This is a genomic window from Litorivivens sp., from assembly GCF_057445395.1.
Genome location: NZ_JBVBUV010000060.1, coordinates 1 through 24,545, shown reverse-complemented (window position 1 = coordinate 24,545; position 24,545 = coordinate 1). Strand labels below are relative to the sequence as shown.

Genomic DNA, 24,545 nt, shown 5'->3' with positions numbered 1-24,545 from the left:
TGTGGGGCCGCAGGCCAATGAGGTGGTGTTTGAATTTGGGAATAGGCACTTATCCATGCCGGGGCACGTCACGATTTCAAACCGAGTGGTTATGTCTTTTGCCGATGCGGTAGAACTGCAGCAGCGCTTGCATCAGGTGCTCGCGGAAACCCAGCAAAAGCTGCAGCAGCAGTTCGAGCAGAGTTTGAAAAATAGCTCGGGTACTGAATAGACCAGTCCTAGGCTGTGTGCTGATCGAGCAAGGCCAGAAAGTCTGCCTCAGCCACTACGGGCACGTTCAGCTTTTCGGCCTTGGCCAGCTTGCTGCCCGCCGCAGCGCCCGCCAACAGTGTAGACGTTTTTTTCGACACACTCCCCGCCACTTTCGCGCCCAAGGCTTGCAGCTTTGCCTTGGCCTCATCGCGGGTCATGCTTTCCAGCGTACCGGAAACCACCCAGGTCTGTCCTGCCAGCGGCAACTCGGAAGGGTCTTTAACTTCGATATCGGGCCAGTGAATTCCTGCGGCTATTAAGGCGTCAATCACTTCGCGGTTATGCGCTTCGGCAAAAAAATGTTCAATGTGAGATGCGACAATCGGGCCGACGTCTGAAACCTCTAAAAGCGCCTCTTGGCTGGCATTCATAATAGCGTCGATATTGCCGAAATGCTGCGCCAGATTGAGCGCGGTTGCCTCCCCGACTTCGCGAATACCCAGGGAGTAAATAAAACGTTGTAACGAGGTAGCCTTACTTTTCTCTAGTGCGTCCAGAAGGTTCTGAGCGGACTTCTGCCCCATCCGCTCTAAGCCAGACAGCGTATCGAGGTCTAGACTAAAGAGATCGCCCGGGTGCTTGATCAGTTCTCGTTCTACTAGTACTTCGACAATTTTGTCGCCAAGGCCTTCAATATCCATCGCCTTACGCGACGCAAAATGCTTGATCGCCTGACTGCGCTGGGCAGCGCAAATGAGTCCGCCGGTACAGCGGGTGACGGCCTCGCCCTCAACTCGTTCAGATTCGCTGCCGCATACCGGACAATGTGTAGGCATCTCAATGATTTTCGCATCACTGGGACGCTTTTCCGCCACTACCTGAACAACCTGAGGAATCACATCACCCGCACGCCGGATAATAACGGTATCGCCCACACGTACATCCAGCCGCTGAATTTCATCAAAATTGTGCAAAGTGGCATTGCTCACAGTAACACCACCAACAAACACCGGCTCCAAACGCGCGACCGGCGTAATTGCGCCGGTTCTTCCCACCTGAAATTCCACATCGCGCAGCAGGGTCATTTCTTCCTGAGCCGGGAATTTGTGTGCAACAGCCCAGCGTGGCGCCCGCGAAACAAAGCCGAGTTTGCGCTGCAGATCAATGCTGTCTACTTTGAAAACGATGCCATCAATATCGTAAGGCAAGGCATCGCGCTTGTTCAGCAGGTATTCGTAATAGTCCAAGCAGCCATCGGCACCTTTCACAGTGCGTAATTCCGGGCTAACTCGAAAGCCCCACTTAGCCAGAGCGTTGAGGTTCTCACTGTGACAATTGAAAGGGCTTTTATCGCCACGCAAGGCCACGCCATATACGCCGAGCTCTAAAGGTCGACTGGCAGTAATCTTACTGTCGAGCTGGCGCAGACTGCCTGCAGCCGCATTACGCGGATTCACAAAGACTTTTTCATCTTTCGCGCGTGCAGCCGCATTCATTTTCTCAAAGCCAGCCCGCGGCATATAGATTTCACCGCGCACTTCAAGCTCGTCAGGCCAGTCGCTGCCCCGCAACTTGAGCGGCACAGAGGCAATGGTTTTTACATTGTTTGTAATGTCCTCGCCGCGTTTGCCGTCACCGCGCGTCGCCGCCCTTACCAGCAGACCGCGCTCATACAGCAAGCTGATGGCAATTCCGTCCAGCTTAGGTTCACAGGCAAAAACCAGCGGGGCATCACTGCCGAGACGGGATTTAATACGCTGTTCAAAATCACGCAGGCCGTCCTCGTCGAAGACATTGTCCAGAGACAACATCGGAACCACATGCTCCACCTCTTCAAAGGCACTTAATACGTCTCCACCAACCCGTTGGGTGGGTGAATCCGGTGACTTTAAATCGGGGTATTTTTCTTCCAGCGCCACCAGCTCGTGAAAAAGTCGGTCGTATTCGGCGTCCGGTATGGAAGGCTCATCCAGCACGTAGTATTTGTGATTGTGCTCGGTCAGAGCATCGCGCAGGGTTTGAATTCTGGCGCGAACGTCAGCGTCGTTCATAAGTCTTTATAATATTTATCAGATCACACCAGAGTGAGCTGGCGGCGTTCGAAATCGCGAATGCGCTGGCGCAAATGCTCAAGTGTTTGAGTGGTACACACGCTGCGCGCCTCATCCTGCAACTCACAGTGCAGATTTTTCACTAGCACCTGGGCAGTTTCCACCATGCAGTCAAAGGCTTTGATCGCATCTTTAGGACCGGGCAGGCGCATAAAAAAGGTAACACCGGGTGTAGAGAACTGTTCCATGGCATCTGGATCAAAGGTGCCGGGGGCGACCATATTAACGACACTGAACTGCTCAGCGCCCGCACCGCCAGCTTCTTCATAGCGGTGAAAGATATCCATTTCGCCGTAACGAACGTCGCACGCCAACAAGATCTGCAGCAAAGTTGCTCCGGGAATCACCTCGCCTTTGTGGGCAACTACGTGCAACACAATAATTTCTTCAGGGTTTTTAGGTGCCTGTGTTTTTCCTGCTGAGTCGCCGCGCTTAGCATTCTCAGCTTTTTTGGCCTCACTTTTTTTAGTGTCCGGCTTTTTGACTTCAACCTTTTTCTCGGCTTTCTTTTCGACCTTCACCTCGGGTTCTATTTCTGCGGGTTCAGGTACCGGCTCTACCAGCGGCTGGGTTTCAAGCGGTGTTTCTGCCACAACGGGCTTTGCCAGTTCACCGAGTGATTTTTCTGCCCGGGCACGTGGACTCTCAATTTCATCATCAAGGTCGAGCTCGGGTTTCGCCAAGGGCGCAGGCTTGGGCTCGGAGGGTTCTGGCCCTTCTTCAACAGAGTCCATCAACACGGGAACAGGGTTATCACCGTCGTCCGGCTTTTCGTAGCTGGGCACGGCTTTTTTACGGGCCACCACACGTGCACCGCCACCGGGCAGTTCGGGGTTGGACAACTCATCATCGTCGTCACTGGACGCCTTGGCGGACATGCGCAGCTTGTCACTGTAGCCAGCGCGCACCCGCCGATAAGCGTCCAATACAAAACCGGCAGCCACCAGACTGCCGAGTATGATTAACCAATCTCTGACATTCAGTTCCATCGACGCTCTCTGCTCTCCCAGTCAGCGAAAGCCTACGACCAGTATTCTGTCACCACAAACAACGACTTACCAGCACATAGCGGCCAAGTTCGCATAATCGACGAACTACATCGCCGCCATTTCAGCGGCTTCTTCCAGATCTACCGACACCAGCCGCGAAACGCCCGGCTCGTGCATGGTCACACCCATCAACTGCTCCGCCATCTCCATGGCGATCTTGTTGTGCGTGATGTAAATAAACTGCACCTGATCCGACATTTCCTGAACCATCCGCGCATAACGCCCGACATTCGCATCATCCAGCGGTGCATCGACCTCATCCAGCATACAGAACGGCGCAGGATTGAGCCGGAAGATGGAGAACACCAGGGCTATAGCCGTCAGAGCCTTTTCCCCACCCGACAACAGATGGATGGTGCTGTTCTTCTTGCCCGGCGGCCGCGCCATAATCGCAATACCGGTATCCAGCAGATCGTCGCCCGTCATCTCCAGGTACGCACTGCCGCCACCAAAAACCTTCGGGAACAGCGCCTGTAATCCAGTGTTAACCTGATCGAAGGTTTCCTTGAAGCGATTGCGGGTTTCCTTGTCGATACGGCGAATCGCTCCCTCAAGGGTTTCCAGAGCTTCTTCCAGATCGTCGTTCTGCGCGTCCAGATAGCGCTTGCGCTCGGATTGTGAGTCGTACTCTTCAATCGCAGCGAGGTTGATGGCACCCAGCCGATCAATACGCTTGCCGATCTGCTCCAGTTGCGCCTGCCACTCCTGCTCGCTCGCTCCTTCGGGGAGTGTCGCCAACACCTGATCCAGGTCATGCTGCGCTTCGGCCAACTGTTCCTGCAGAGTGCGACGTCGAACCTGCAGCTCCTGATTCTCAAGGCGCGCCTGCTCTAGACGACTACGCGCCTGCTGCAGGCGGTTTTCCACTTCATTACGACGACGATCCAGCTCACGCATTACATGGTCAACACCATCGACACTGCGTCGCGCTTCCTGCAATTCTTCCTCGACAACAAGGCGCTGTTCCAAACGCTCTTCCAATTCGAGTTTCATTTCTTCAATAGGTTCACCGCTCTGGGCCAGGCTTTCCTGAATTTCTGCCCGGCGTTTTTCCAGCAATGCCACCTGATCGTTGGCCCGCGCGATAGCCTGTGCTACCGATTCAAGCTGAGCACTCAGGCTCTGGGAACGCATAGCCAGTTGATGAGCATGGTCTTTGTCGTGACGGGCCTTTTGTCGCGCCTGATCCAGCCGCGCACGCAGCTCATCGCGCTCGCGCATCAGCTCTTCACGCTGCCCGGAATCTCTCTCCATGGCCTCAATAGCTTCGGAAAGCACTGCACGTGCTTCGCCCAGTGATTCCTGTTCCTGCTTGTACTGAGCGCGCTGCTCTTCGAGTTCGTTGCGCAGACTGCTGCGACGACTATTGATCTGCTCTATACGTGCCTGGTGAGCACTTAACTTGGAATTGAGTTCACTGTGCTGGCGACTGTGCTGCTGGATATCACGCTGCAATTGATCACGTCGTGCTTCCTGGTCTGCTATCTGCTCGCGACGACTGCGAAGCTGCTGATCAATGCTGGCGAGCTTTTCTTCTGCAGCGGCGATACTGTCAATCAGCTCTGCAAGCTCCTGCTGCCTTTTCAGTACACCCTGCTCGCTGTCGTCCGGGCGCGCCACACGCACCCAGTTTGGCCCCACCCACAAACCTTCGCGAGTGATCAGCGACTGGCCAGGCTGAAGCGATTTACGGCGTGCCAGCGCATCTTCAAGGCTCTCAGCGGTGTCTACATGGGCCAACTGTGCTGCGAGCGCGGCATCCGTGTTACGAAGCTTGCTGGCGAGCGAACTGCCACCAGCGCTTGCACCTGCACTTTCGACAAGGGTTAATTGTCCCTTGCCAACGCTGGCCAGCGAACCGGCCAAATCATCAATAGCCGCAACACAAACGGCCTGCAAGCGATCACCGAGCACGGTTTCTACCGCCAGTTCCCAACCGGATTCTACGTCCAGTTGCTCTGCGGCTAGTGGCGCCTGCTCAAGGTCATGATCGCGCAGCCAGTTGCTGACGGCTTCGCCCTGCCCCATCGCTGCCTGCTGCAACGCTTCCAATGAAGCGCGACGGCCTTTCATAGTTTGCAGATCGCTGCGCAGCGCATTCTGCTCATCGTTCAGTTGCTGCAGGCTATCGCGGCCTTCAGCAATCTGCGGCAATATTTCGTCAAGTTGCTGCTGGCGCTCTTCACCTTGCAGCTCCATCTCTGCGAGTTGCTCGCGCAGCACTTCAATATCGCTGTCTTCATCAGAGGCCACTAGCGATTCGCTTTCAGCCTCCATCTTCTGCATCTTATCTTGCAGACGCTGCAGGGTGAGCTCCAGGTGCTGAATGCGCGACTGTTGTACTTCTGCCTGCTGACGCGGGGTTGCTGCATTCTGGTTGAATTCGTCCCAGCGCTGTTGCCATTCGCTGTGCGATTCTTCCGCTTCTGTCAGCGCCATCAGGGACTCTTCTTCCTGGGCCTGCGACATTTCCAGCTCAGGGGTGATGGATTCCAGCTCTTCCTGCCAGCGCTCAACTTTTTCGCTATCGCCGGTCAGGTGTGACTGGGCCTCGTCGTAATCCCGGTTGATACGCTCTAGATCTTCAGCCAACTGGCGGCCGCGATCCTGCTGGTGCTTGATGGCCTGTTCAATTCGGCTCACTTCAGCGCCGATACTGTAGTAACGCCCCTGCACTTTGTTCAGCGCATCGTTAAGCTGGGTCAGGTTGTCACGCTGCTTCTCGCTGTCAGTTTCAATAGACTGACGCTCGGTTACGACGGCCTCAACCTCAACTTCAAGGTCGCGGATACTGGCGGCACGAGTTTCCACCTTGTCGTTGATACCGCGCCACTGCAACGCCTGCAGCTGAGCCTTAAGCTGGCGTTCTTCCGCTTTGAATTCCTTGTACTTTTCAGCAGCTCGGGCCTGGCGTTCCAGATGTGACAGCTGACGCTCCATCTCTTCGCGCAGATCCGTTAGTCGCTCAAGATTTTCCCGGGTACGACGCATGCGGTTTTCGGTTTCGCGACGTCGCTCCTTGTATTTTGAAATCCCGGCGGCTTCTTCAATGAAGATACGCAGCTCTTCGGGTTTGGCTTCGATCAGGCGCGAGATCATGCCCTGTTCGATGATGGCATAACTGCGTGGCCCCAGACCGGTGCCCAGAAAAATATCAGTGATATCCCGACGCCGACATTTGGTGCCATTGAGAAAATACTCGGACGTACCTTCACGCGTGACCTTACGCTTAATGGCGATTTCGCCAAAAGCCGCATATTCGCCACCCAGCTTGCCTTCGCTGTTATCAAATACCAGCTCAATGGAGGCCTGCCCCACCTCTTTGCGGTTTACCGAGCCATTGAAGATGACATCGGTCATTGATTCGCCGCGCAGGTTCTTGGCTGAGCTCTCCCCCATCACCCAGCGCACCGCATCAATGATATTGGATTTGCCGCAGCCGTTCGGGCCCACAACCGCCGCCAGATTACTGGGGAAGGACACGGTGGTCGGGTCAACAAAAGATTTGAAGCCCGCGAGCTTGATGCATTTCAATCGCATGAAAATGAGTACCGAAAATACTATAACAGGTTGATTTTATTCTAGATTCAGAATATCTGTGGCAGTCGGAAACAGCTCGGGCGTGCACTGCCAACTTTGCCTGTAGTTTACCGGCTATTGGCGGCGCACTCCACGCCGGGTGGGGATTTTTTTATGGAATATGTCCTTTGCTAACACTCATTCGACGAGACTGTCCAGCACCAGAGAGACAGGGCCCTCCAAGCTACGCCAGCGCAGCTGTGCCGAATGGCCTTCCACATCACCAGCCGTCGGTGCCACGGAGCCGCCACGTGAAAAGCGGGCCGTCAGCTTAACATTTTCATATTTATCGAGGGTCATATCTGCGCGCATGGCGTCAGCGGGGGTCAACACGAACTGCTGCGGCCAGGAAATGTCGCCCGACTGCGGCTTGCGCACAACTGCTAACGGAAAACCCGGGCCATCGGCAGCCTTGGCAAAGACATACAGCACCCCCTGATCCGGCAGTGACACCGAATCGGCCCTATCGACTGAAACCACAATACCGCCGAGGGTGCCGTTCTCCAATGCCAACTGTTTGGCCCGTGCCAGGGCTTCGCCAATCACCTGTGACTGCGGTGATTGGGGCGACAAACTCGATAGCAGCGCGGTCCAGCGCTGTACCGCCTGCGCATAATCGCCACGTTCGAAGGCATCCATTCCCAGCATTCCCAGCGCGGTCGTTTGAGCCGGATCGAGTGCTATCGCCTGTTCCATCAGGGCCCGCGCTTCGCCATCGAGTTTGCGGCCATCGCGCAGAAAAAGCGCTTGGGCAAGCTGAGCCATCAGCATTGCATTGCGTGGTTCACCTGCCAGAAGCTCGCGATAACTCGCCACCGCAGCGCTATAGTTCCCCTGCTCGATGGCCAGCTGCGCATGCCAGAACCGCAACTCGGGATTTTCTGACCGAAACTGCAAACTGGTTTCAATTGCCTGTGACAGCGCGCGAATATCTTCCGGCGAGAAGCGCCGTTTTCCCGCCAGCTCGGCCTGCAATTCGTTTACCGCCATTTCAGGCCATGCACCCAACGAGCGGTAAAGCATTGCACTTGCGCCAACGGACAGAACCAGCAACAACGGCAACAACCAGGCCGGCAAACGCTCTTGTCGCGCTGCGGAATCCTCCGTCACCGTTTCCGCCAGCAGCTGACGCTGCAATTCAGCCTCCAGCTGGCTCAGGGCTTCATCGTCCAGATCACCGCGCTCACGCTCGGCCTTCAATTCTTCCAGGCGTTGCTTGAACACCGCTGCATTTGCGGCACCTGCGGCAACTCCCGCAGAGCGGGCCCGCAAACTCCAGACAATAGCACCACCAAAGATGACAAGCGCGAGTGCCAGCGTGACAAACAACTCAGTCATCGTTGCGCTCCAGCATAGCGCGCAAGCGCGCTTCCTCCGCCTGACTCAAGGCAGCGTTCGCCGCCTGACGCGGTGCGCGCGACAATCGCCACCACACACCACCGCCCACCAGTACCAGCACCGCCGGCCCCAGCCACAAAGCCAGGGTTTCCAACGTGACGCGCGGGCGATATAGAACAAAGTCGCCGTAGCGGTTATGCATAAAGGTTAGAATTTCCTGGTCACTATCGCCGGCTTTAATCATACGATACACCTCGCGCCGCAAATCCTGCGCGATGGGAGCATCCGAACCCGCTAGATTCTGATTCTGGCATTTGGGGCAACGCAATTCGTCAATCAGCGCGTTATAACGCTTGCGCTCTGCGTCGGAGACAAAGTCATAGGTTTCTACCACCGCCACCGCCGTTAACGAAAGCGCCAGACAGATCAAGGCGAGTATCAGGCGCATCAATTGGTCATCCCTTCAGCGGCCTTGAGTTTGGCAATCAGCGGCGCAAAGTGACGGTCCCAAACAGCCTGATCAAGACCGCCCTGATAGCGCATATGAACCACACCGGCGCGGTCTACAACAAAGGTTTCCGGGGCGCCAGTCACACCCAGATCCAACCCCAGCTGACCTGTCTGATCGACGATATTGACCCGAAACGGGTTGCCCTTATCAGCCAGCCAGCGACGCGCCTTTTCTGGATCGTCCTTGTAATTGATAGCGAACACAGCCACCTCACCGCGCTCCGCCAACTCCACCAGATAGGGATGTTCGTACAAACAGGTCGGGCACCAGGTGGCCCACACATTGACGATGCTAATTTGTCCTTTCAACAGGCTTTCATCGACCGGCTCACCGCTCAACAGCGCGGGCAACTCAAACGCCGGAAAGGGCTGACCGATAAGCGCCGATGGCAGTGCCTTGGGGTCGTACTCGCCATCGCTGACGCGAGTTTCCACCGCATAAAACAAAGCGGCCAGTACCAGAAACAGTATCAACGGAATAAACAGTTTTAATCGACCCATCTCAGGCTACTCCTTTACCGGCAGGTTTTTGCAAACGGTAACGCTTGTCCAGAATTGAGATCACCGCGCCCAGTGCCACGAAGGCGCCACCCAGCCAGATCCAACGAACCAGCGGTTTATAGTGAACCCGCACAGCCCAGGCCCCATCATCAAGGGGCTCACCCAGTGCCACATAAACATCGCGGAACAGCCCGGCATCAATGGCTGCTTCAGTCATGATCTGATCACCACGCGCATGGTAACGACGCTTCTCGGGATGCAATTCGGCGAGCTGGCGACCATCTTTGAATAGTCGAATATCACCCCGAGTACCGGCATAGTTTGGCCCCTGAATATCCGAGGTACCGTGAAACTCTACCCGATAAGCACCAGCATCAAGCGCATCCCCTTCAGCCATGCGCAAATCGCGTTCAGTGGAATACTGACTGACCACCGTGACACCCAGTACCGCCATACCAAATCCCATATGGGCGACAATCATCCCCACGTAAGACCGGTTAAGCTTGCGCACGCCGGTGAAAAAGCTGTCGGCATTGCGGGTCTGCTTCAGCACGCTGCGCAGGCTCGCAAAAATCAGCCACACCCCCAGAAAAAGACCGAAGGCCGCTGCCACTGACCACTCACCCCAGACAAAAGGCAGCAACAGGCCAGTAACCAGCGCCAGCGCCAGCGGCTCCTTGATCCACTGCAGCAAACTGCGGGTATTTTTCCACTGCGAGTACATACCCAGACCGGTGAGTATCCCCAGCGCCCCCGCTAGCGGCACAAACATGGCATTGAAATAGGGCGGCCCCACGGAATACTTGCCCTGCCCCAAATAATCCATCACCAGCGGAAACAGGGTTCCGAGCAACACCACCAGCGCGGCACAGACCAAAAGAATATTATTGGCCAGTAGCAGGGATTCGCGTGACACCGCCGTGAATACTGGCTTGAAGGCACTTTCCGGTGCTCGCACTGCGTAGAGGGTTAACGACCCACCAATCACCACGAACAAAAAACCAAGGATGTAAAGCCCACGGGTGGGATCGGCAGCGAAGGAATGTACCGAGGTCAACACGCCGGAGCGGACCAGAAAGGTCCCCAACAGGCTGAGAGAAAAAGCGAAAATTGCCAGTAGCAAGGTCCAGTTTTTGAAGGCGCCCCGCTTTTCGGTCACCGCCAGAGAATGCACAAGTGCGGTACCTACCAACCACGGCATAAAAGAGGCGTTTTCTACCGGATCCCAAAACCACCAGCCGCCCCAACCGAGTTCATAGTAGGCCCACCAGCTGCCCAGCGTGATGCCTACGGTCAGAAAAGCCCAGGCAACGTTGGTCCACGGCCGCGCCCAGCGCGCCCAGCTGGCATCGAGTTTACCCCGCACCAGCGCAGCAATGGCAAAGGCAAAGGCCACAGAGAACCCCACATAACCGAAATACAGCATCGGTGGGTGAATCACCATACCCGGATCTTGCAGCAGCGGATTAAGATCTTGTCCGTCAAGCGGCGTGGAAATGAGGCGGCGTTCGAAGGGGTTGGAGGTAAACAGCATAAAACTCAGGAAACCTGCCGATATTGCCCCCATGGTGGCCAGTACAACGGCCTTTACCTTTTCCGGAATCTGCTGACCGGTAAGCGCCACCGCAGCAGTCCAACCTGCCAGAATCAGTCCCCACAATAACAACGAGCCCTCGTGGCCACCCCACAGTGCGGTGAATTTATAATGCATGGGCAGCTGGCTGTTGGATTGCAAGGCAACAATGTGAACCGAAAAATCGTCCCCCATAAAGGCGGCAGCGAGACAACCAAACGACACCGCAATCAATACAAATTGCAGCACCGAAAAACGATTCGCGCTCAGCAACAGGCGGCGGTTTTCCGTCGCGTAGCCCAGTGACGGCAGCAACGCCAGCAACAACGACACACAAAACGCCAGGATTAGGGCAAAGTGACCAACTTCAGGAATCAAATCATGTCTCCGGATTGGCCTTTTTCAAGGCCTCACTGACTTCTGGCGGCATATACTTTTCATCGTGTTTTGCCAGCACCTGCTGGGCATGGAACAGGCCCTTGCTATCGAGCTGCCCGGACACCACCACGCCCTCTCCTTCGCTAAAGAGATCCGGCAAAATGCCGGTATAGGTCACCGGCACATTGGCCTGGTAGTCCGTTACGATAAAGCTTACCTGCAAGCTGTCTGTAGCGCGTTTGACGCTACCTTCTAGCACCATACCGCCGGCGCGTATATCTCGCCCTACCGGTGCCTTGCCAGCGACGATATCAGACGGGGGGTAGAACAGGTTGATATTCTCGCGCAGCGCGTAGCCCATTAAGGCTGCCGCCAGGCCAGTGGCAATCACAATAAACAACACAATAAACAGGCGCTGCCTGCGAAGCGGATGCATCAAGCTTGCTCCCGTCGGTAATGCGCACGGAGCTCTCTCAGCTGCCGTTTCTTTCGCTGCAAGGGTGCAACCAGCAGCGCAATCAGGGTCAGCGCCGTAATCCCGTACGCAGACCAGACATAGCTGCCGTGACCATCCATCTGCAGCAAGGCACTTACACTGTCAAAATACATATCCCTACCTCGCCGCTGCGGTGACCAGTTCACGCACCCAGCGGGTATTGCGCTCTCGGTCGAGAATTTCATTGCGTACAAACATCAGTAACGCCACACCGAAAAAGGCATAAAAGCCAGTAATGGTGAGCATCAGCGGACGCAACATAGACGGATGAATAGACGATTCACCGGTAAAACTGATACTGGCCGGCTGATGTAGGCTGTACCACCACTCTACAGACCAGTAAATAATGGGAATGTTCACAGCGCCGACCAGCGCGAGGATGGCACACGCGCGCCCGGCTGCCTCTTTGTTTTCGAACGCCTCGTACAGCGCAATGATGCCAATGTAGAGGAAGAACAGCACTAACACTGACGTAATGCGGGCATCCCACACCCACCAGGTTCCCCAGGTAGGCTTACCCCAAATGGCCCCGGTTACGAGCGCCAGAAAGGTCAGTGCGGCGCCAATGGGCGCGGCGCATTTCACGACCATATCTGCCAGCTTGATCCGCCAAACCAGGCTGATCGCACCGGCAATTGCCATCATCATATAACCGGCCATCGCCACGGCAGCGGCGGGCACATGGATGTAGATGATGCGAAAGCTATTGCCCTGCTTGTAATCCGGCGGCACATAGAGCAAGCCCCAAGCTACGCCGACAAGCAGACACACAGCACTGATAACCGCCAGCCAGGGCAGCAATCGACCACTAAGCTGGTAAAACCAGCGTGGAGAACTCCATTTATGAAACCAGGCCCACATACTCTCTCAGTTACGCCAATTGAGGGCGCGCTAGTATACCTTATTCATTGGTCGAGACTTACTCGCAAGGCCCCACCAATGGCAAAAGGCGCCAATGCCAGGAAAAACAGCGCCAGCGCCGCAAGCAGTGCCAGCGGTGACGAGGCATCCATCCCCGCAACGGCGCGCTGCACGGCAGCACTGCCGAAAATCAACACCGGAACAAACAGCGGCAGCACCAGCAGCGACAACAACACCCCGCCGCGCTTTAGCCCCACCGTCAGCGCCGCTCCGATGGCGGCAATAAAGCTCAGCACCAAGCTGCCACAGCCAAGACTCAGCAACAGTGCGCCCAGACCCTCACTGGGCATCTGCAGCATCAAAGCCAGCAGCGGCGACAACAAGGTCAGCGGCACGCCGGTAAGCAGCCAGTGGGCCAACGTTTTCATGAGCACCGTGGTATAGAGCGGCACTGGGCTTAGCAGGATCTGCTCCAGCGTGCCGTCGTCAAAATCCCCTTTGAACAGTGCGTCGCTGGCCATGAGCACGGATAACAGGGCAACAATCCACAGAATACCCGGCGCCAACTCGGCCAGTATCTGCGGTGACGGCCCGAGTCCCAGCGGAAACAGCGTGCAGACAATCAGAAAGAAAAACAGTGGATTTGCCAGCTCGGTACGACGTCGCAGACTCACCGTCAATTCACGTCGCAACAGGCGCAATGCAAGTTCAATGGGGCCCAGTGTCTTCACACCTATACCCCCAACTCAATGGATTGCAGAGCTGGAATGGCTGGGTCATGGTGTGTCGTCAGCAACACTGCGCCCCCCTGCTTAGCAAAGTCCCCAATCCAGCCCTCCAGCGCGGCAACAGTCTGTTTATCCAGCGCCGTGAACGGTTCGTCCAGCAACCAGAACTTGGCGGGGATAAGGAATAACCGCGCCAGTGCCACCCTACGCTGCTGACCGGCCGACATCTGCCGACACTGGATATGCTCATAGCCACCTAGGCCAACCTGCTCTAGGGCGGCTTCGATATCGGCAGCGCTAGCAGCCAGACCTTTCAAGGATGCGAGCCAATCCAGGTTCTCGTGGGCACTCAGACTGCCTTTCAACGCAGGGGCATGCCCCAGAAAGTGACTATGGCGCCGCAGCGCCGACAAAGATCGCTGGCCTTCGTAGAAAATCTCGCCCTCATAGGCCGAATAGAGCCCTGCGACGATACGCAGCAGTGTTGTCTTGCCGGCACCGTTGGGCCCCTCAAGTCGAATCGCGCTGCCTGCGCGAACATCAAAATCAAGATTTTCGGCCAGTACCCGGTGATCACGAGAAAAGGTCAGGCCTCTGACTTCCAGCAGTGACGACAAACCGCCTGGCTCCTCTGATAAACGGATAGGGTAAGCTTCAAGAAAGCGGCGATTATAAACAACTTGGCGGGTTTATGCCCTGTCAGAGAGACTTCAGTTCATCATCCAGAGACAAGGGGTCGGAAGATGGCGCTGCCGACTCCAGCTGTAAGATCCGGTCACGGCAGTATTCAAACTTTTTCCAGAGTACCGCAGGCATCGCTTGCGGTGTAGCAGACGCTCGCACGCGCTGAAATTGCACTGCCAAGTAGTCCGCACCAGCGTTCAACAGCCCCAGCACCCCGGGGTTCATTGCCAATTGACCGCGATCCAGCGCTTCGGCAACACGTTCACACTGGGCCGCGCTCTCACCAAGCACTTCCAGCCCGGGAAGGCTCAGCGCGGTACCCTTGATATTATGAAAATCACGTCGCACGCCCCCCATGGTTAGCTCGGTATACTCTCCAGCGGCAAAGGCTGTGAGTGCAGCGCGGCATCGATTGAGGCATTCGGTTGCTTCATCGGCAAAAAAAATACGCAGATCGGCGTAGTCGTCGTCAGCGATCACGGCGATCCTCGCTGCGCCGCCGCATCGGTCAGCGGCCTCCCAAGGGTATTGAAAACCTGCTCAATCTTGGCTTGCAACACCGCCGCCGTGAAGGGTTTGACGACATAACCATTCACACCCGCCTGAGCTGCCTCGACGATTTGCTCGCGATTGGCATCTGCCGTAACCACCAGCACCGGCAGTGCAGCTAGGCGCGGATCTTGGCGCACAGAGCGCAGCAAATCCAGCCCAGACATACCCGGCATGTTCAGATCGGTTATCAGGAAATCGTAATGATCACTGTGAAGCATCGGCAGTGCGGTAGTGCCGTCGTCAGCTTCATCAACGTCTTCATAACCCAGTTTATGCAGAAGATTTTTAATAATCCTACGCATGGTTGAAAAATCATCAACGACCAGAATTTTCATTGGCGCTCGGCAAGTACTTCATTGAATGACAACACTTTTTCATATTTACGTGGAAATCGCCACCGAGATCATTGGTATTAAGGGGAATAGTTCTCAAATGCAGTAATCAAAACAACGCTGGCTATAACGGTTCCGCACCGAAAATCAGAAAATACAGATAAAAAAAGACCGCCCCAACCAGGGCGGCCCACCATGCTGAGAAGCGTCAGAATCGACGCCAACCTGGACGGAGCCTCTGCCTTAAGGCAGCACTGCTCTTACTGCTACTGCTATTACCGTTTCAAACATGCAAATTAAGCCGACACATAAGCAAACGGGTTAACCACACTTGAGCCTTCACCCATAGGCCGTATCGGGATGTGCGACAATAGATTGCGAATGCGTCCCTCATCGACTTTACGCACATCCACCATCAACAATATGGCGCCTGCTTCTAACGCATTGTGAAAGCGTCTTATCTTGTAATTTTCACGAGACAGTCCAAGCATACCGCCTTCCCAAGCGCCAAACAGCGTTGCCGAGACAATCAACGCCACCATCGCAAATACGCCCCAAGAACCAGAAAAATCAATCACCCGTGACGCCAGCAGAACAAACGCTGCACCAATCATCAGTCCCAGCAAACCACCGCGCTCTGTGCCGCGAAGAATATCGCACCGCTGCAACGGCGACGCCCCCTGCAGCTGGTGGCTATAAAGGCCTGCTTCATCTTTAGCCAACGCATGGAACCGCCAATTGGCGATCCCTGGTGTATGCTGTAACTGACGCGACACTTGGCTCGCGAGCGCCATGGAATCTGTCAGGTAGTAAAGGCGCTTCATACATAAGCCTCCAGCCTCCTGCGAGCCCTCATTATTCTCCGGCACGGCCTTGCTACACCGCGCTTAGTCGGACTCTGTCTGACGTATTCTTAGTATAGCCAAGGGAAAGGGGGGAAAGTTGGTAGGAATACCTGATGTTAGAACGATTGGCTATAAGCTGTTTATTTTTTAGGCGCCTTATCTAACACTAACACTGAGTCACTCCTCGTTGCGCAGGGCCTTGCTGCGTTCCGCCGGCGACACCAGCTCTGTGAGACGAATCCCCAACTGATTGTTGACCACCACCACCTCACCGCGCGCAATCATGGCCCCATTCACCAGCACATCCAGTGGCTCACCGGCTTGTCGATTAAGTTCGACGACCGCGCCCTGCCGCAGATCCAGCAAGTCGCGCACCGATATTTCCGCACTCCCCACTTCCATGCTGATACGCACGGGAATATCCATCACCATATCCAGGCTGGCGCGACTGCTGGTCACTGCCTTATCCACGCCACCGCTCAGCGGTTGAGATAATGGCTCGGCGTCGCTGACCTTGCCAGCAGATTTACGCTCTTCGAGGGTTTTGAATTCATCCATTATTTTCCGCTCCCGCATCCTCATTCTTCAGCACTTTTACTGCCCAATTCCCCGCATAGCTGCCAGCCTCTACGCGGTGGATAGGAATACCATCAACCGTCAACTCAGACCCACGTCGCAGGTTTAGCGGCAGGAAATCGCCGACGTCCAGCGCCGCCAGTTCACTGAGCGACAGCTCAAGCTCCGCTACCCTACAGCGCGCATTGACCATCACCTGACTGAGCTGCTGCTCAACGGCATTGGCCCACTGTCGATCTGACTCCGCGGACAAGCCGCGATGCCCCGACTCCAAGCTTTCACGAACCGGCTCCAGCATGGCTTCGGGCATCACCACATGGATTTCGCCGCCACCCCCGCCAATAAGCACCTGAAAAGTGGAAATCACGACATTTTCGCTCGGTGCCACAATGGCTGCCAGCGCTGGGTTATATTCCACGCCCTGTGGCTGACATGACAACTCAGCCACGCCGCGCCACAGGTCTTCGATATCGCGGTAAATACTGTTCAGCAGGCGTGCAACCAGGGTATTTTCGGTGGGTGTAAACTCACGCCCTTCGACCTTGGCATGACGACCCGACCCTCCAAAAAAGAAGTCTACAATGCGAAATACCAGCCTGGCGTCCAACACGACCATCGCGGTACCCGCGAGCGGCGACAGGGTTACTAAATTGAGGCTAGACGGCAGGTAAAGGCCATCGAGGTAATCGGAAAACTTGCGCACTGCGACGGCCTGCGCATCGATATCCACTTCTTTCCTGAGAATGGCTGACAGTGCCTGCCGAATGCGGCTGGAAAGGCGCTGATTAATGGCATCGAGCCCGCTGTAGCGCCCCCGCGTAATACGCTGCTGGCCGCTTAGGTCGTAGCTGCGCACCCCCGTGGTCACTGACGGGCTGGTTTTGGTAACAACGTCACTGTTGGCAACTTGCTCCAGCAACGCATCAATCTCTTCCTGCGACAACACATCTTTCATGAGGCTTTAACCGTTACTGGACTGGCCAGCCGCAATTCTCCGCTGAGCACAATATCGCCCGACGCCGCCATCCGACGCACCAAATACAGTACATCGTTTGCCGACTGCTCAATGGGCTCGGCACCGAGCCCAGCATACTCTTTCAGCAGCGGGCGCAGCATACGCGCTCTGGTTTTAGGCATACGCTGCAAAAAGCCTTCCCGCGTATCGGGGCGGCACCCCAGCAACGCCCGCGCCAGCAAATCATCCGGCAGCTGGTCCTGAACTTTCTTCCAATCTTCAGAAGTAAGCCCCAGCAGATCGTCCATGGTAAACATCTGGTTTTGCAAGGTGAGCGCCAAACCCTGATCCCGCTGGTAAATATCTTGCAGCAGGGCCTCGGACCAGTCGGCCGACACTGATTTTAAAATAGCAGCGGCCTGACGGCGCCCCGGTGGAATACGGTTTGAATGGTTTGACAGTTTATCGAGTTTTGATTCGATCAGCTCTGAGATCGCCTCGGCCGCGGCGGGCTGCAGTTTGTCCAGCTCAGCAACCCGCAACACCACGTCGGCGCGCACATTGGCAGGCAGGCACTCTATCAGTCGCGTGGCCTTCTCTGTGTCCAGGCTGGCAACGACAATTGCCTGCACCTGAGGATGCTCACCGGCAACCAATTCAGCCAGTGTTTCGGCCTCGAGCCAGCGTAGATTTTCAAGCAAGGGAATACTTTCCTGAATTTCCGGTGCACCGGCAACCAGCCGCGTGCGCTTCTCCCCTAAAGCTGACTCCAGCAGACCCCGGAAATCAGATTCGGCTTTTACGCCAAAACCCGTGGCTTCCTGCACGTCGTTAAAAAACTGGCGAACTGCGTAACGCAGGACAGTGCGACGTACTCGCGCAATGCGCACCATAATATCGCCCACCAATTGAATCTCGCGGGGCAAAAACTGCTGCAATACCCCGGCGGCTACCGGCTTCGGCAGGCTCAACAGGATCACCGCTGCCAATTCACGCTGGGTCATACCACCACTTTCAGCGGCTGCGGACGACGATGGACGCAACCATAGGCGCAGAACCTGAGCCACGCGTGATGGGTCTTCGGAGGCGAGTTTCTCAAGCTCGGCCAGCCGCACATCCACTTCATCTTTGTAGCTTTGCCGAGGCCGGCGGCCAAGCAGCCAGCCCGCTGCAAGCCCGATAATCAACAGCACTCCGCCGCCGAGTAACAACCACCCAAGCGACGGTCGACGAGACTCGGAGGCATCGTGTGTATGCGGTTCGGTCACCAATGGCATGGATGACAGCACCAGAGGATAGTTTGCGCCAAGAGCCGTGCTAATCAGCTCCCGCAAGCCCTCTTCGCTGTAGTCGTTCTGAAAGTTTCGGTCAACAACCAGCAGGATTTGCGGTCCGGTGCGGGTCTGACTAAATTGAACGTGATATCCATCGCGACCGAACACCGAATCTAGCAGCCCCACCAGACGCTCGCGCGACATCTCCAACTCGCGCCGAGTGTCGTTGTCACCAACGACACTGGGTTGCGCCACAGCAACACAATTTACCAACAACAGCACGACAAGCACTGCAACGCGGAGCGTAATGGCTGCTGGGTCACCCCATTTTATTGTCATAGGAACCGGGTAAAGTGACTGGAAACACCTTATTTACCGACAGTTTGCCGCATTTATCAAGGTATTCCCGCCACTCGCTATCGTTTCTGTGAATAGCGGCAAAGCACGCTTACCTGCGCAGCACAGGTAAAACGCTCAGGCGAGATTAACGGCGCGGATCTTGTCCAGGCTCGGGCGCTGCAGTTTCAGCGTTTTGAAATCAAACAGTTCGCCATCGGCTAACTGGGAAGGTGACACATTGCCGATTGCAGTAAAGATACTGTCCAGTCGACCCGGCCACTGCTTGTCCCAATCTTGCAGCATCTTCTTGATCGCCTGTCGCTGCAGATTGTCCTGTGAACCACACAGATTACAGGGGATGATGGGAAAAGCCTTGTAGTTGGCATAGCGCACCAGGTCCGATTCCTTGCAGTAGGCCATCGGTCTGATCACGATGTTCTGTTTGTCATCACTGAGTAGCTTCGGCGGCATGGCTTTGAGTTTGCCGGCAAAAAACATGTTAAGAAACAGGGTTTCTATAATGTCGTCGCGATGGTGGCCGAGCGCAATTTTCGTGGCCCCGATCTGCTCGGCAAAACCGTACAGCGAACCGCGCCGCAGGCGCGAGCACAGACCGCAGGTAGTCTTGCCCTCGGGCACCACCGATTTCACAATGCTGTAGGTGTCTTTTTCCAGGATATGGTATTCGATGCCCAGCTTTTCCAAATAGGCTGGCAAGACTTCCTCGGGAAAGCCCGGTTGCTTCTGATCCAGATTTACCGCCACCAGCTCAAAATCCACCGGCGCGCTCTGCTGGAGATTCATGAGAATATCCAGCATTGCGTAGGAATCTTTGCCTTGTATCCGGAAGAATACCCTAAATATCCCCAAAATCCTTGCATTAAAAACAATATAAACCTTATATATCAAAAATATATAGCGATTAACGCAAGACGCACAGGTGAATTTTCTTTACAAATATATGCCATTTGGTAAAGAACAACTTCTGCATCGCATATCGAGTGCTTAGGAAGAGCAACAAAGCCTGAATATCCTTTACAAAACTTGATGTCGAGCGGGCGTCTGGATGAAGGGATCGGCATCCACTGCTGACGGGCTAGCTTGGAGATTTACCATGAGAAAGCATAAATACATCCAAACCCTCGTGGGGATCTAGCCCTAGCGCTTCGCAGTACTCAACAAACTCGGCCAGGTCAATTCGGCGCCGATTTTGCTCTAGTTTGCCAATCACACTGTGATGTCGCCCCACCAGAGCCCCTGCGTCACGCAGGGACAGGCCTAGTCCTTGACGCTTAGCTTTGAGCCAAGCGCGCAGCGCGGCGTACTTTCGTGAGTAGGCAGAGGGTTTCATTGTCTCGATAGTAGAGACGATATACAATGTCGCGAAATTCGAGACAGAAAGCCACATCAAACCCATGACCAGAACGCCGTATTTTGAGGCTAGCTTTCTCCGCGTTTTGAGCGGTATGGGAGACGAACCGTTCACACCTACTGATTTCTTAAAAGCTTACCAGGCCATCAAGAATGAGCACGGAAGGAACGACCGAAACTCACGCCAGTTCGTAAATCGAAATATCATCAGACTGATTAAATTCGGCCACGTGCTACAGGCAACTGACAACCAAGAAGACCCAAAATACTTGCGTGCCGCCAGCTCACCTAGAACCAAACCTCTCTCGAATGTTAAGAAGGACGATGCGCCTGATACCTCTACACCCGCAACAAGAAATATCTTGGTCGAAAAGCTGCACCAACAACGGATGGCGCTACTCAGCGTCATGGGTGAAGCTGAGGCCTATGAGGATATCTCTACTGAACGCCCTGATATGCATCAAATCATCCAGCCCCTGTACAATGACGCCCGAGACAAGGTTTCCAAACTCCACGGACGTGTAAAAGCACTCGAATCCCTGATTTCAGCAACACAAACCCGCAGCTCATGAGGCTACGGGCATGGCAAAGTGCTTGCATCAGTCAAGCCAAACAACACTTTGCACGCGGTATGCGACACTTCCTTTGTCTAGCCACGCCCGGCGCCGGGAAGACTCACATGGCCTCTACCCTTGCCGCTGACTTGCTAACAACGGGACAGATCGATCTCGTTATCTGCTTTGCACCTTCGGTCATAGTTGCCAACGATTTTCGAGACGCCCTTGAAGCTATGTGCGGTGAACGGTTTGATGGCCAACTCGGCGCCCGAGGAACCGCACTTACCTACCAAGCAATGCTGACCCAACCCGAGTCCTTCTGGGCACTACTCCGCAACAATCGGGTGCTGGTTATATTCGATGAAATTCACCATTGTGCCGGCCAAGACCCATCCGACGCCAACGCGTGGGGCGAGCGAATCATCACCCATGTTCAAAACCAAGCCGCCTTTACGCTTGCGCTGACTGGTACACCCTGGAGATCAGACCAGCGACCGATTGCCTTAGCGCGCTACGGGAACGATACGGTGGAGTGTGACTATCGTTATGGGTTGGACCGAGCCATTACCGACGCGGTGTGCAGAATTCCTGTACTTACCCTGATAGACAACGAATACGTAACCCTCCATACCAGCGATAGCTCCCGCGCCTTTAGCAGCCTGAAAAACCTTCTCAGCGCCCGTGTTTGCAGTTATGAGGATGTACTGCGCTCCGGAGATATGATCCGGTACTGCCTTAAAAAAGCTACAGACAAGCTAGATCAAGTTCGCAAACAACACCCTAACGCAGGCGGCCTAATCGTAGCAGCGAGCGTCGAACACGCTCACCAGATATCCAATTTGCTTCATTCAACATTTGGTGAGTCCGCTTGCATTGCAACCTATCAGGAGGCTGACGCACAGGGCATCATCCGTCGTTACAAACAAGGAGCTGGCAAATGGATCATTTCGGTCGGGATGATTAGCGAAGGAACGAACATTCCGAGACTCCGAGTCTGCTGCCATTTGACACGGATCAAAACTGAACTTTATTTCCGACAGGTGTTGGGCAGAATTCTCCGGGCAAAAGGCATACAAGGTGATCAAGCTTATTTCTATATGCCTGCCGAACCGACACTCGTGGAGTATGCCAATCGATTGATCGAGGATGTTCCCGACATACACACAGTTATAAGGGACTTTGGGCCGTCAATAGCGACGACAGGCGACCTCGATATTCAACCAGTAAATACGACTATCAGGGTTACTGCTGGCGGAGCAAATATCATCGAGATGGGTGGCACCGTGACAATGAAGCAAGACTGCAGCAGCAATGACACGCGCACAGAATCGCTTCCATCCTCAATCGTATCAGCAAACTACGAAAATCGGCTGGCTTGGTCGGAGCAATTTCGTGGCGATGTGCTATCGGTATTAGGCATCCCTTCTCACCTTAAAACCTAGAAGCTCCCTCTTATTGGCTGACCACCATGCTCTGGCCGCTCAAATTTCTCGGTGGCAGCCGTCGAACCTTCGAGATATGACTGCCATTCAGGCTCTTTCACAGAGTCTAATCCAAAAACATGCTGCCCTAGCTTTTCTCTCGTCACTAAGGAATTCTCACCAAGTTTTCTTTTCACACATAAAGTATAGCTCGCAGAGCTAGGTAACGTCATAAGTCAACTAATATCTCAGCCATAGAATATTCGACAAGAGAGCTAGAAAACGGACAACGCAAGGCGGAAAAATACCCTCAGTGCTGACTTGTATCCAAGAGCTTAAACAGTCATTAACGCGAATTCAGCAGTATATGCGGAACCACCCTCTCTTCGAAAGAAGAGTCAATTCAGACATAAGTTGGTCACTTTGGCGATCTATTGAAATTAGCGGACAGTGGAGACACTCAAGTATCCGCCCGCTCCCCATTGTTAGCAGACATGCATATTCAGACTGAAGTCTGCGATCGCTTTACTGGAGAATATCCCGTGAAATTACCAATCGCTGAACCTCGCTGGTGCCTTCATAGATGGTAGTAATGCGCACATCGCGGGCCATCCGTTCCAGCGGATACTCCTTGCTATAACCATGCCCGCCCAGCAACTGCAGGCCGGGATAACAGGCTTTATTCGCCGCCTCCGTGGCAAACAGTTTCGCCATGGAGGCCTGAATCGCGAAGGGTTTGCCCACTTCTTTCAGGCAGGCAGCCTACATCAGCAACAAACGTGCCGCTTCCATTTCGGTATAGCCATCAGCGAGCATCCACTGTAGACCCTGAAAGTTAGACAGGGGCTGACCAAATTGCTCACGTTCCTTGATGTAGTCGCGTCCACAATCCAGTACCGTCTGACCGATATCCAGCGCCAATGAACCAATCCCAATGCGACCTCCAGCCAGCTCACCTAAGGCTACCTGCAAGCCGCTATTTTCTTCTCCCATCAGCGCGCTGGCGGGGAAGCGGCAATCTTCAAAGTACACCGCATTGGTCGCGGAGACTTTCTGGCCCATCTACTCTTCCGCAGGGCCAGCCACTAGCCCGGAAATACCGTTTTCCACCAGAAAAACCGAGATGCCCTTGCCGCGTTTGGCTGTTTTGTAGGTAACCGCCCACACCACAAACAAACCAGCGTACTCGCCACTGGTTATATAGGCTTTGGAGACATTGAGAATATAACTGTCGCTATCTATTACTAGAGTAGTGCGCATACCCGCTGGATCAGAACCTGCGCCCGGCTCAGTGAGGCAGAATCGCGCCGGCGGTGTATTCACCCGAGGTAATTTTCGGCAGATATTTTTGCCGCTGCTCTTTATTACCCTTGGCCTGAATCAGGAACGCTTTTGCCTTTTTCTCCACTGCCGGTATATGCCATACTAACACCGCATCATAACTAAAAAAATTGGCGTACTAGGGCTTAGTCAGTGGAAATAGCAAAGCCAGAACACTCAGAGCAGTCCGTACTGGTTCGCGCGACCGTGCTAAATGGCTTCAGCGCGCTGCTAAGCTCCGTCAATAATCACACCAAAACCGACGCCATTACCTTGCTGAAATCAGTCGGCATTGATCCCGAGCGCATTGAAGACATTGAATACTTTTTTCCCTACAGCCGCTTTGCGGAACTATTAAAGATCACGGCCCGAGAGTGCGTGATACCAGACATTGGCCTCCGCTTTGCTTTTGGACAAAACTCGAAGATTTTAGGCCCCATTGCTTACCTGGTGCTTCACAGTGAAAATATAGCTCAAGGTATCCAAGACGTCGCTCGCTATCTCTATCACCTATCACCCGCTATAAGACTCTATATTCACGCACACCCCGCGCATCCAGAAGTTGGCATTGATCTCACTAACGTAGGTATTCCAGAGCCCCCTTTCGCGGTAGAACACAACATTGCCGCCACCTTCAATATTATGCGAGAATTTGCCCAAGGTGAACTGGCCGCTACCCGCGTACGCTTTCGCCACGACCAGATTGCGCCGACAGAAGTCTACCGGAATTTGTTCAAATGCCCGGTGGAATTCAACGCCGAGCGAAATTCTATCGAAATCCAACCTCAGGTACTGGCACTAAAGATTCAATCAGCTGACAGCGGTCTGCACGCATTAGTAAATGACTATTTCTCTATGCTGGAGGATTCTCGCAGCCTCCCGACGGGCGAACTCAGCTGGTCAGACAAGACCTATCACCTGATCGAAAAACTGATGCACTCCGGCCGAATTTCGCGACAGGATGTGGCCCGCCGACTAGGCCTGCACGAGCGCACCTTACAGC

23 protein-coding genes and 2 pseudogenes are annotated in these 24,545 nt (G+C 54.7%); 4 read left to right on the top strand and 21 right to left on the bottom strand.

Annotated features, from left to right (window positions below):
* On the top strand, nt 1-211 hold a 211-nt coding region (locus AC222A_RS14765; protein ID WP_486775170.1), incomplete at its 5' end, for a hypothetical protein.
* A 7-nt stretch (nt 212-218) separates the two neighbouring features.
* Here the strand turns inward: AC222A_RS14765 and ligA are convergent.
* From ligA to AC222A_RS14665, 20 genes and pseudogenes are all read right to left on the bottom strand, one after another.
* Nucleotides 219-2,243 carry an NAD-dependent DNA ligase LigA gene (gene ligA / locus AC222A_RS14760; protein ID WP_486775169.1) on the bottom strand — a complete coding sequence of 675 codons (2,025 nt, stop codon included), beginning with the start codon at nt 2,241-2,243 and terminating at the stop codon, nt 219-221.
* Nucleotides 2,244-2,266: 23 nt separating this feature from the next.
* Nucleotides 2,267-3,292, bottom strand: coding sequence for a cell division protein ZipA (zipA, locus tag AC222A_RS14755; RefSeq protein WP_372749576.1), 1,026 nt, complete (start codon nt 3,290-3,292; stop codon nt 2,267-2,269).
* 105 nt (nt 3,293-3,397) lie between these two features.
* Entirely contained in the window at nt 3,398-6,892 is a 3,495-nt protein-coding gene (gene smc, locus AC222A_RS14750; protein ID WP_372781884.1) for a chromosome segregation protein SMC, read from the bottom strand.
* A gap of 177 nt (nt 6,893-7,069) precedes the next feature.
* The gene (gene ccmI, locus AC222A_RS14745) at nt 7,070-8,269 is read right to left on the bottom strand and encodes a c-type cytochrome biogenesis protein CcmI (RefSeq protein ID WP_372749296.1); all 1,200 of its coding nucleotides are present in this window, start codon (nt 8,267-8,269) and stop codon (nt 7,070-7,072) included.
* Entirely contained in the window at nt 8,262-8,717 is a 456-nt protein-coding gene (locus AC222A_RS14740) for a cytochrome c-type biogenesis protein (protein WP_372749295.1), read from the bottom strand. Before AC222A_RS14740 ends, ccmI begins: the two co-directional genes overlap by 8 nt.
* A complete protein-coding gene (locus AC222A_RS14735) occupies nt 8,717-9,280 on the bottom strand; it encodes a DsbE family thiol:disulfide interchange protein (protein ID WP_372749294.1) in 564 nt (187 codons plus the stop codon). The genes AC222A_RS14740 and AC222A_RS14735 overlap by 1 nt, the downstream gene beginning before the upstream one ends.
* Nucleotide 9,281: 1 nt before the next feature.
* Nucleotides 9,282-11,231 carry a heme lyase CcmF/NrfE family subunit gene (locus tag AC222A_RS14730; protein WP_372749293.1) on the bottom strand — a complete coding sequence of 650 codons (1,950 nt, stop codon included), beginning with the start codon at nt 11,229-11,231 and terminating at the stop codon, nt 9,282-9,284.
* 1 nt (nt 11,232) lies between these two features.
* Nucleotides 11,233-11,667 carry a cytochrome c maturation protein CcmE gene (gene ccmE / locus AC222A_RS14725; protein ID WP_372764548.1) on the bottom strand — a complete coding sequence of 145 codons (435 nt, stop codon included), beginning with the start codon at nt 11,665-11,667 and terminating at the stop codon, nt 11,233-11,235.
* Complete coding sequence (gene ccmD, locus AC222A_RS14720) at nt 11,667-11,840, bottom strand: heme exporter protein CcmD (protein ID WP_372758855.1); 174 nt, start codon at nt 11,838-11,840, stop codon at nt 11,667-11,669. The genes ccmE and ccmD overlap by 1 nt, the downstream gene beginning before the upstream one ends.
* A gap of 4 nt (nt 11,841-11,844) precedes the next feature.
* Complete coding sequence (locus AC222A_RS14715; RefSeq protein WP_372758856.1) at nt 11,845-12,588, bottom strand: heme ABC transporter permease; 744 nt, start codon at nt 12,586-12,588, stop codon at nt 11,845-11,847.
* Nucleotides 12,589-12,632: 44 nt separating this feature from the next.
* The gene (gene ccmB, locus AC222A_RS14710; RefSeq protein WP_372758857.1) at nt 12,633-13,319 is read right to left on the bottom strand and encodes a heme exporter protein CcmB; all 687 of its coding nucleotides are present in this window, start codon (nt 13,317-13,319) and stop codon (nt 12,633-12,635) included.
* Between the two features lie 2 nt (nt 13,320-13,321).
* A complete protein-coding gene (ccmA, locus tag AC222A_RS14705; RefSeq protein ID WP_372758858.1) occupies nt 13,322-13,933 on the bottom strand; it encodes a cytochrome c biogenesis heme-transporting ATPase CcmA in 612 nt (203 codons plus the stop codon).
* Between the two features lie 82 nt (nt 13,934-14,015).
* Nucleotides 14,016-14,480 carry an Hpt domain-containing protein gene (locus tag AC222A_RS14700; protein WP_372747196.1) on the bottom strand — a complete coding sequence of 155 codons (465 nt, stop codon included), beginning with the start codon at nt 14,478-14,480 and terminating at the stop codon, nt 14,016-14,018.
* The gene (locus AC222A_RS14695) at nt 14,477-14,887 is read right to left on the bottom strand and encodes a chemotaxis response regulator CheY (RefSeq protein ID WP_372747195.1); all 411 of its coding nucleotides are present in this window, start codon (nt 14,885-14,887) and stop codon (nt 14,477-14,479) included. The genes AC222A_RS14700 and AC222A_RS14695 overlap by 4 nt, the downstream gene beginning before the upstream one ends.
* Nucleotides 14,888-15,180: 293 nt before the next feature.
* Nucleotides 15,181-15,708: a hypothetical protein gene (locus AC222A_RS14690; protein ID WP_372747194.1), complete on the bottom strand. Its 528-nt coding sequence runs from the start codon at nt 15,706-15,708 to the stop codon at nt 15,181-15,183.
* A 198-nt stretch (nt 15,709-15,906) separates the two neighbouring features.
* Nucleotides 15,907-16,287, bottom strand: coding sequence for a flagellar motor switch protein FliN (fliN, locus tag AC222A_RS14685; RefSeq protein WP_372747193.1), 381 nt, complete (start codon nt 16,285-16,287; stop codon nt 15,907-15,909).
* Complete coding sequence (gene fliM, locus AC222A_RS14680) at nt 16,280-17,260, bottom strand: flagellar motor switch protein FliM (protein WP_372747192.1); 981 nt, start codon at nt 17,258-17,260, stop codon at nt 16,280-16,282. Before fliM ends, fliN begins: the two co-directional genes overlap by 8 nt.
* The gene (locus tag AC222A_RS14675; RefSeq protein ID WP_486775168.1) at nt 17,257-18,873 is read right to left on the bottom strand and encodes a FliG C-terminal domain-containing protein; all 1,617 of its coding nucleotides are present in this window, start codon (nt 18,871-18,873) and stop codon (nt 17,257-17,259) included. Before AC222A_RS14675 ends, fliM begins: the two co-directional genes overlap by 4 nt.
* A 135-nt stretch (nt 18,874-19,008) precedes the next feature.
* Nucleotides 19,009-19,710: pseudogene (ttcA, locus tag AC222A_RS14670) on the bottom strand (tRNA 2-thiocytidine(32) synthetase TtcA); the annotation flags it as partial.
* 259 nt (nt 19,711-19,969) lie between these two features.
* Entirely contained in the window at nt 19,970-20,224 is a 255-nt protein-coding gene (locus tag AC222A_RS14665; protein ID WP_372747190.1) for a helix-turn-helix domain-containing protein, read from the bottom strand.
* A gap of 64 nt (nt 20,225-20,288) precedes the next feature.
* Here AC222A_RS14665 and AC222A_RS14660 point away from each other — a divergent pair, with 64 nt between their 5' ends.
* Nucleotides 20,289-20,816 carry a hypothetical protein gene (locus AC222A_RS14660; protein WP_372747189.1) on the top strand — a complete coding sequence of 176 codons (528 nt, stop codon included), beginning with the start codon at nt 20,289-20,291 and terminating at the stop codon, nt 20,814-20,816.
* Nucleotides 20,813-22,243, top strand: a complete 1,431-nt coding sequence (locus AC222A_RS14655) for a DEAD/DEAH box helicase (protein ID WP_372747188.1) — start codon at nt 20,813-20,815, stop codon at nt 22,241-22,243. The genes AC222A_RS14660 and AC222A_RS14655 overlap by 4 nt, the downstream gene beginning before the upstream one ends.
* A 504-nt stretch (nt 22,244-22,747) precedes the next feature.
* Here the strand turns inward: AC222A_RS14655 and AC222A_RS14650 are convergent.
* Nucleotides 22,748-23,606 (bottom strand): annotated as a pseudogene (locus AC222A_RS14650) (acyl-CoA dehydrogenase family protein); the annotation flags it as partial.
* A gap of 89 nt (nt 23,607-23,695) precedes the next feature.
* Between AC222A_RS14650 and AC222A_RS14645 the strand changes: the two are divergent.
* Nucleotides 23,696-24,545: AraC family transcriptional regulator (locus AC222A_RS14645; protein ID WP_486775167.1), on the top strand; the 850-nt coding region annotated here is incomplete at its 3' end.

What these genes read in the sequence shown, in the direction of transcription:
- ccmE (WP_372764548.1), bottom strand. Translation starts at nt 11,667, where the DNA reads ATGCATCCGCTTCGCAGGCAGCGCCTGTTTATTGTGTTGTTTATTGTG.
- AC222A_RS14655 (WP_372747188.1), top strand. Translation starts at nt 20,813, where the DNA reads ATGAGGCTACGGGCATGGCAAAGTGCTTGCATCAGTCAAGCCAAACAA.
- AC222A_RS14735 (WP_372749294.1), bottom strand. Translation starts at nt 9,280, where the DNA reads ATGGGTCGATTAAAACTGTTTATTCCGTTGATACTGTTTCTGGTACTG.
- AC222A_RS14665 (WP_372747190.1), bottom strand. Translation starts at nt 20,224, where the DNA reads ATGAAACCCTCTGCCTACTCACGAAAGTACGCCGCGCTGCGCGCTTGG.
- fliN (WP_372747193.1), bottom strand. Translation starts at nt 16,287, where the DNA reads ATGGATGAATTCAAAACCCTCGAAGAGCGTAAATCTGCTGGCAAGGTC.
- AC222A_RS14675 (WP_486775168.1), bottom strand. Translation starts at nt 18,873, where the DNA reads ATGACAATAAAATGGGGTGACCCAGCAGCCATTACGCTCCGCGTTGCA.
- fliM (WP_372747192.1), bottom strand. Translation starts at nt 17,260, where the DNA reads ATGAAAGATGTGTTGTCGCAGGAAGAGATTGATGCGTTGCTGGAGCAA.
- AC222A_RS14715 (WP_372758856.1), bottom strand. Translation starts at nt 12,588, where the DNA reads ATGTGGGCCTGGTTTCATAAATGGAGTTCTCCACGCTGGTTTTACCAG.
- AC222A_RS14660 (WP_372747189.1), top strand. Translation starts at nt 20,289, where the DNA reads ATGACCAGAACGCCGTATTTTGAGGCTAGCTTTCTCCGCGTTTTGAGC.
- AC222A_RS14690 (WP_372747194.1), bottom strand. Translation starts at nt 15,708, where the DNA reads ATGAAGCGCCTTTACTACCTGACAGATTCCATGGCGCTCGCGAGCCAA.
- ligA (WP_486775169.1), bottom strand. Translation starts at nt 2,243, where the DNA reads ATGAACGACGCTGACGTTCGCGCCAGAATTCAAACCCTGCGCGATGCT.
- AC222A_RS14695 (WP_372747195.1), bottom strand. Translation starts at nt 14,887, where the DNA reads ATGAAAATTCTGGTCGTTGATGATTTTTCAACCATGCGTAGGATTATT.
- ccmI (WP_372749296.1), bottom strand. Translation starts at nt 8,269, where the DNA reads ATGACTGAGTTGTTTGTCACGCTGGCACTCGCGCTTGTCATCTTTGGT.
- ccmD (WP_372758855.1), bottom strand. Translation starts at nt 11,840, where the DNA reads ATGTATTTTGACAGTGTAAGTGCCTTGCTGCAGATGGATGGTCACGGC.
- zipA (WP_372749576.1), bottom strand. Translation starts at nt 3,292, where the DNA reads ATGGAACTGAATGTCAGAGATTGGTTAATCATACTCGGCAGTCTGGTG.
- smc (WP_372781884.1), bottom strand. Translation starts at nt 6,892, where the DNA reads ATGCGATTGAAATGCATCAAGCTCGCGGGCTTCAAATCTTTTGTTGAC.
- AC222A_RS14740 (WP_372749295.1), bottom strand. Translation starts at nt 8,717, where the DNA reads ATGCGCCTGATACTCGCCTTGATCTGTCTGGCGCTTTCGTTAACGGCG.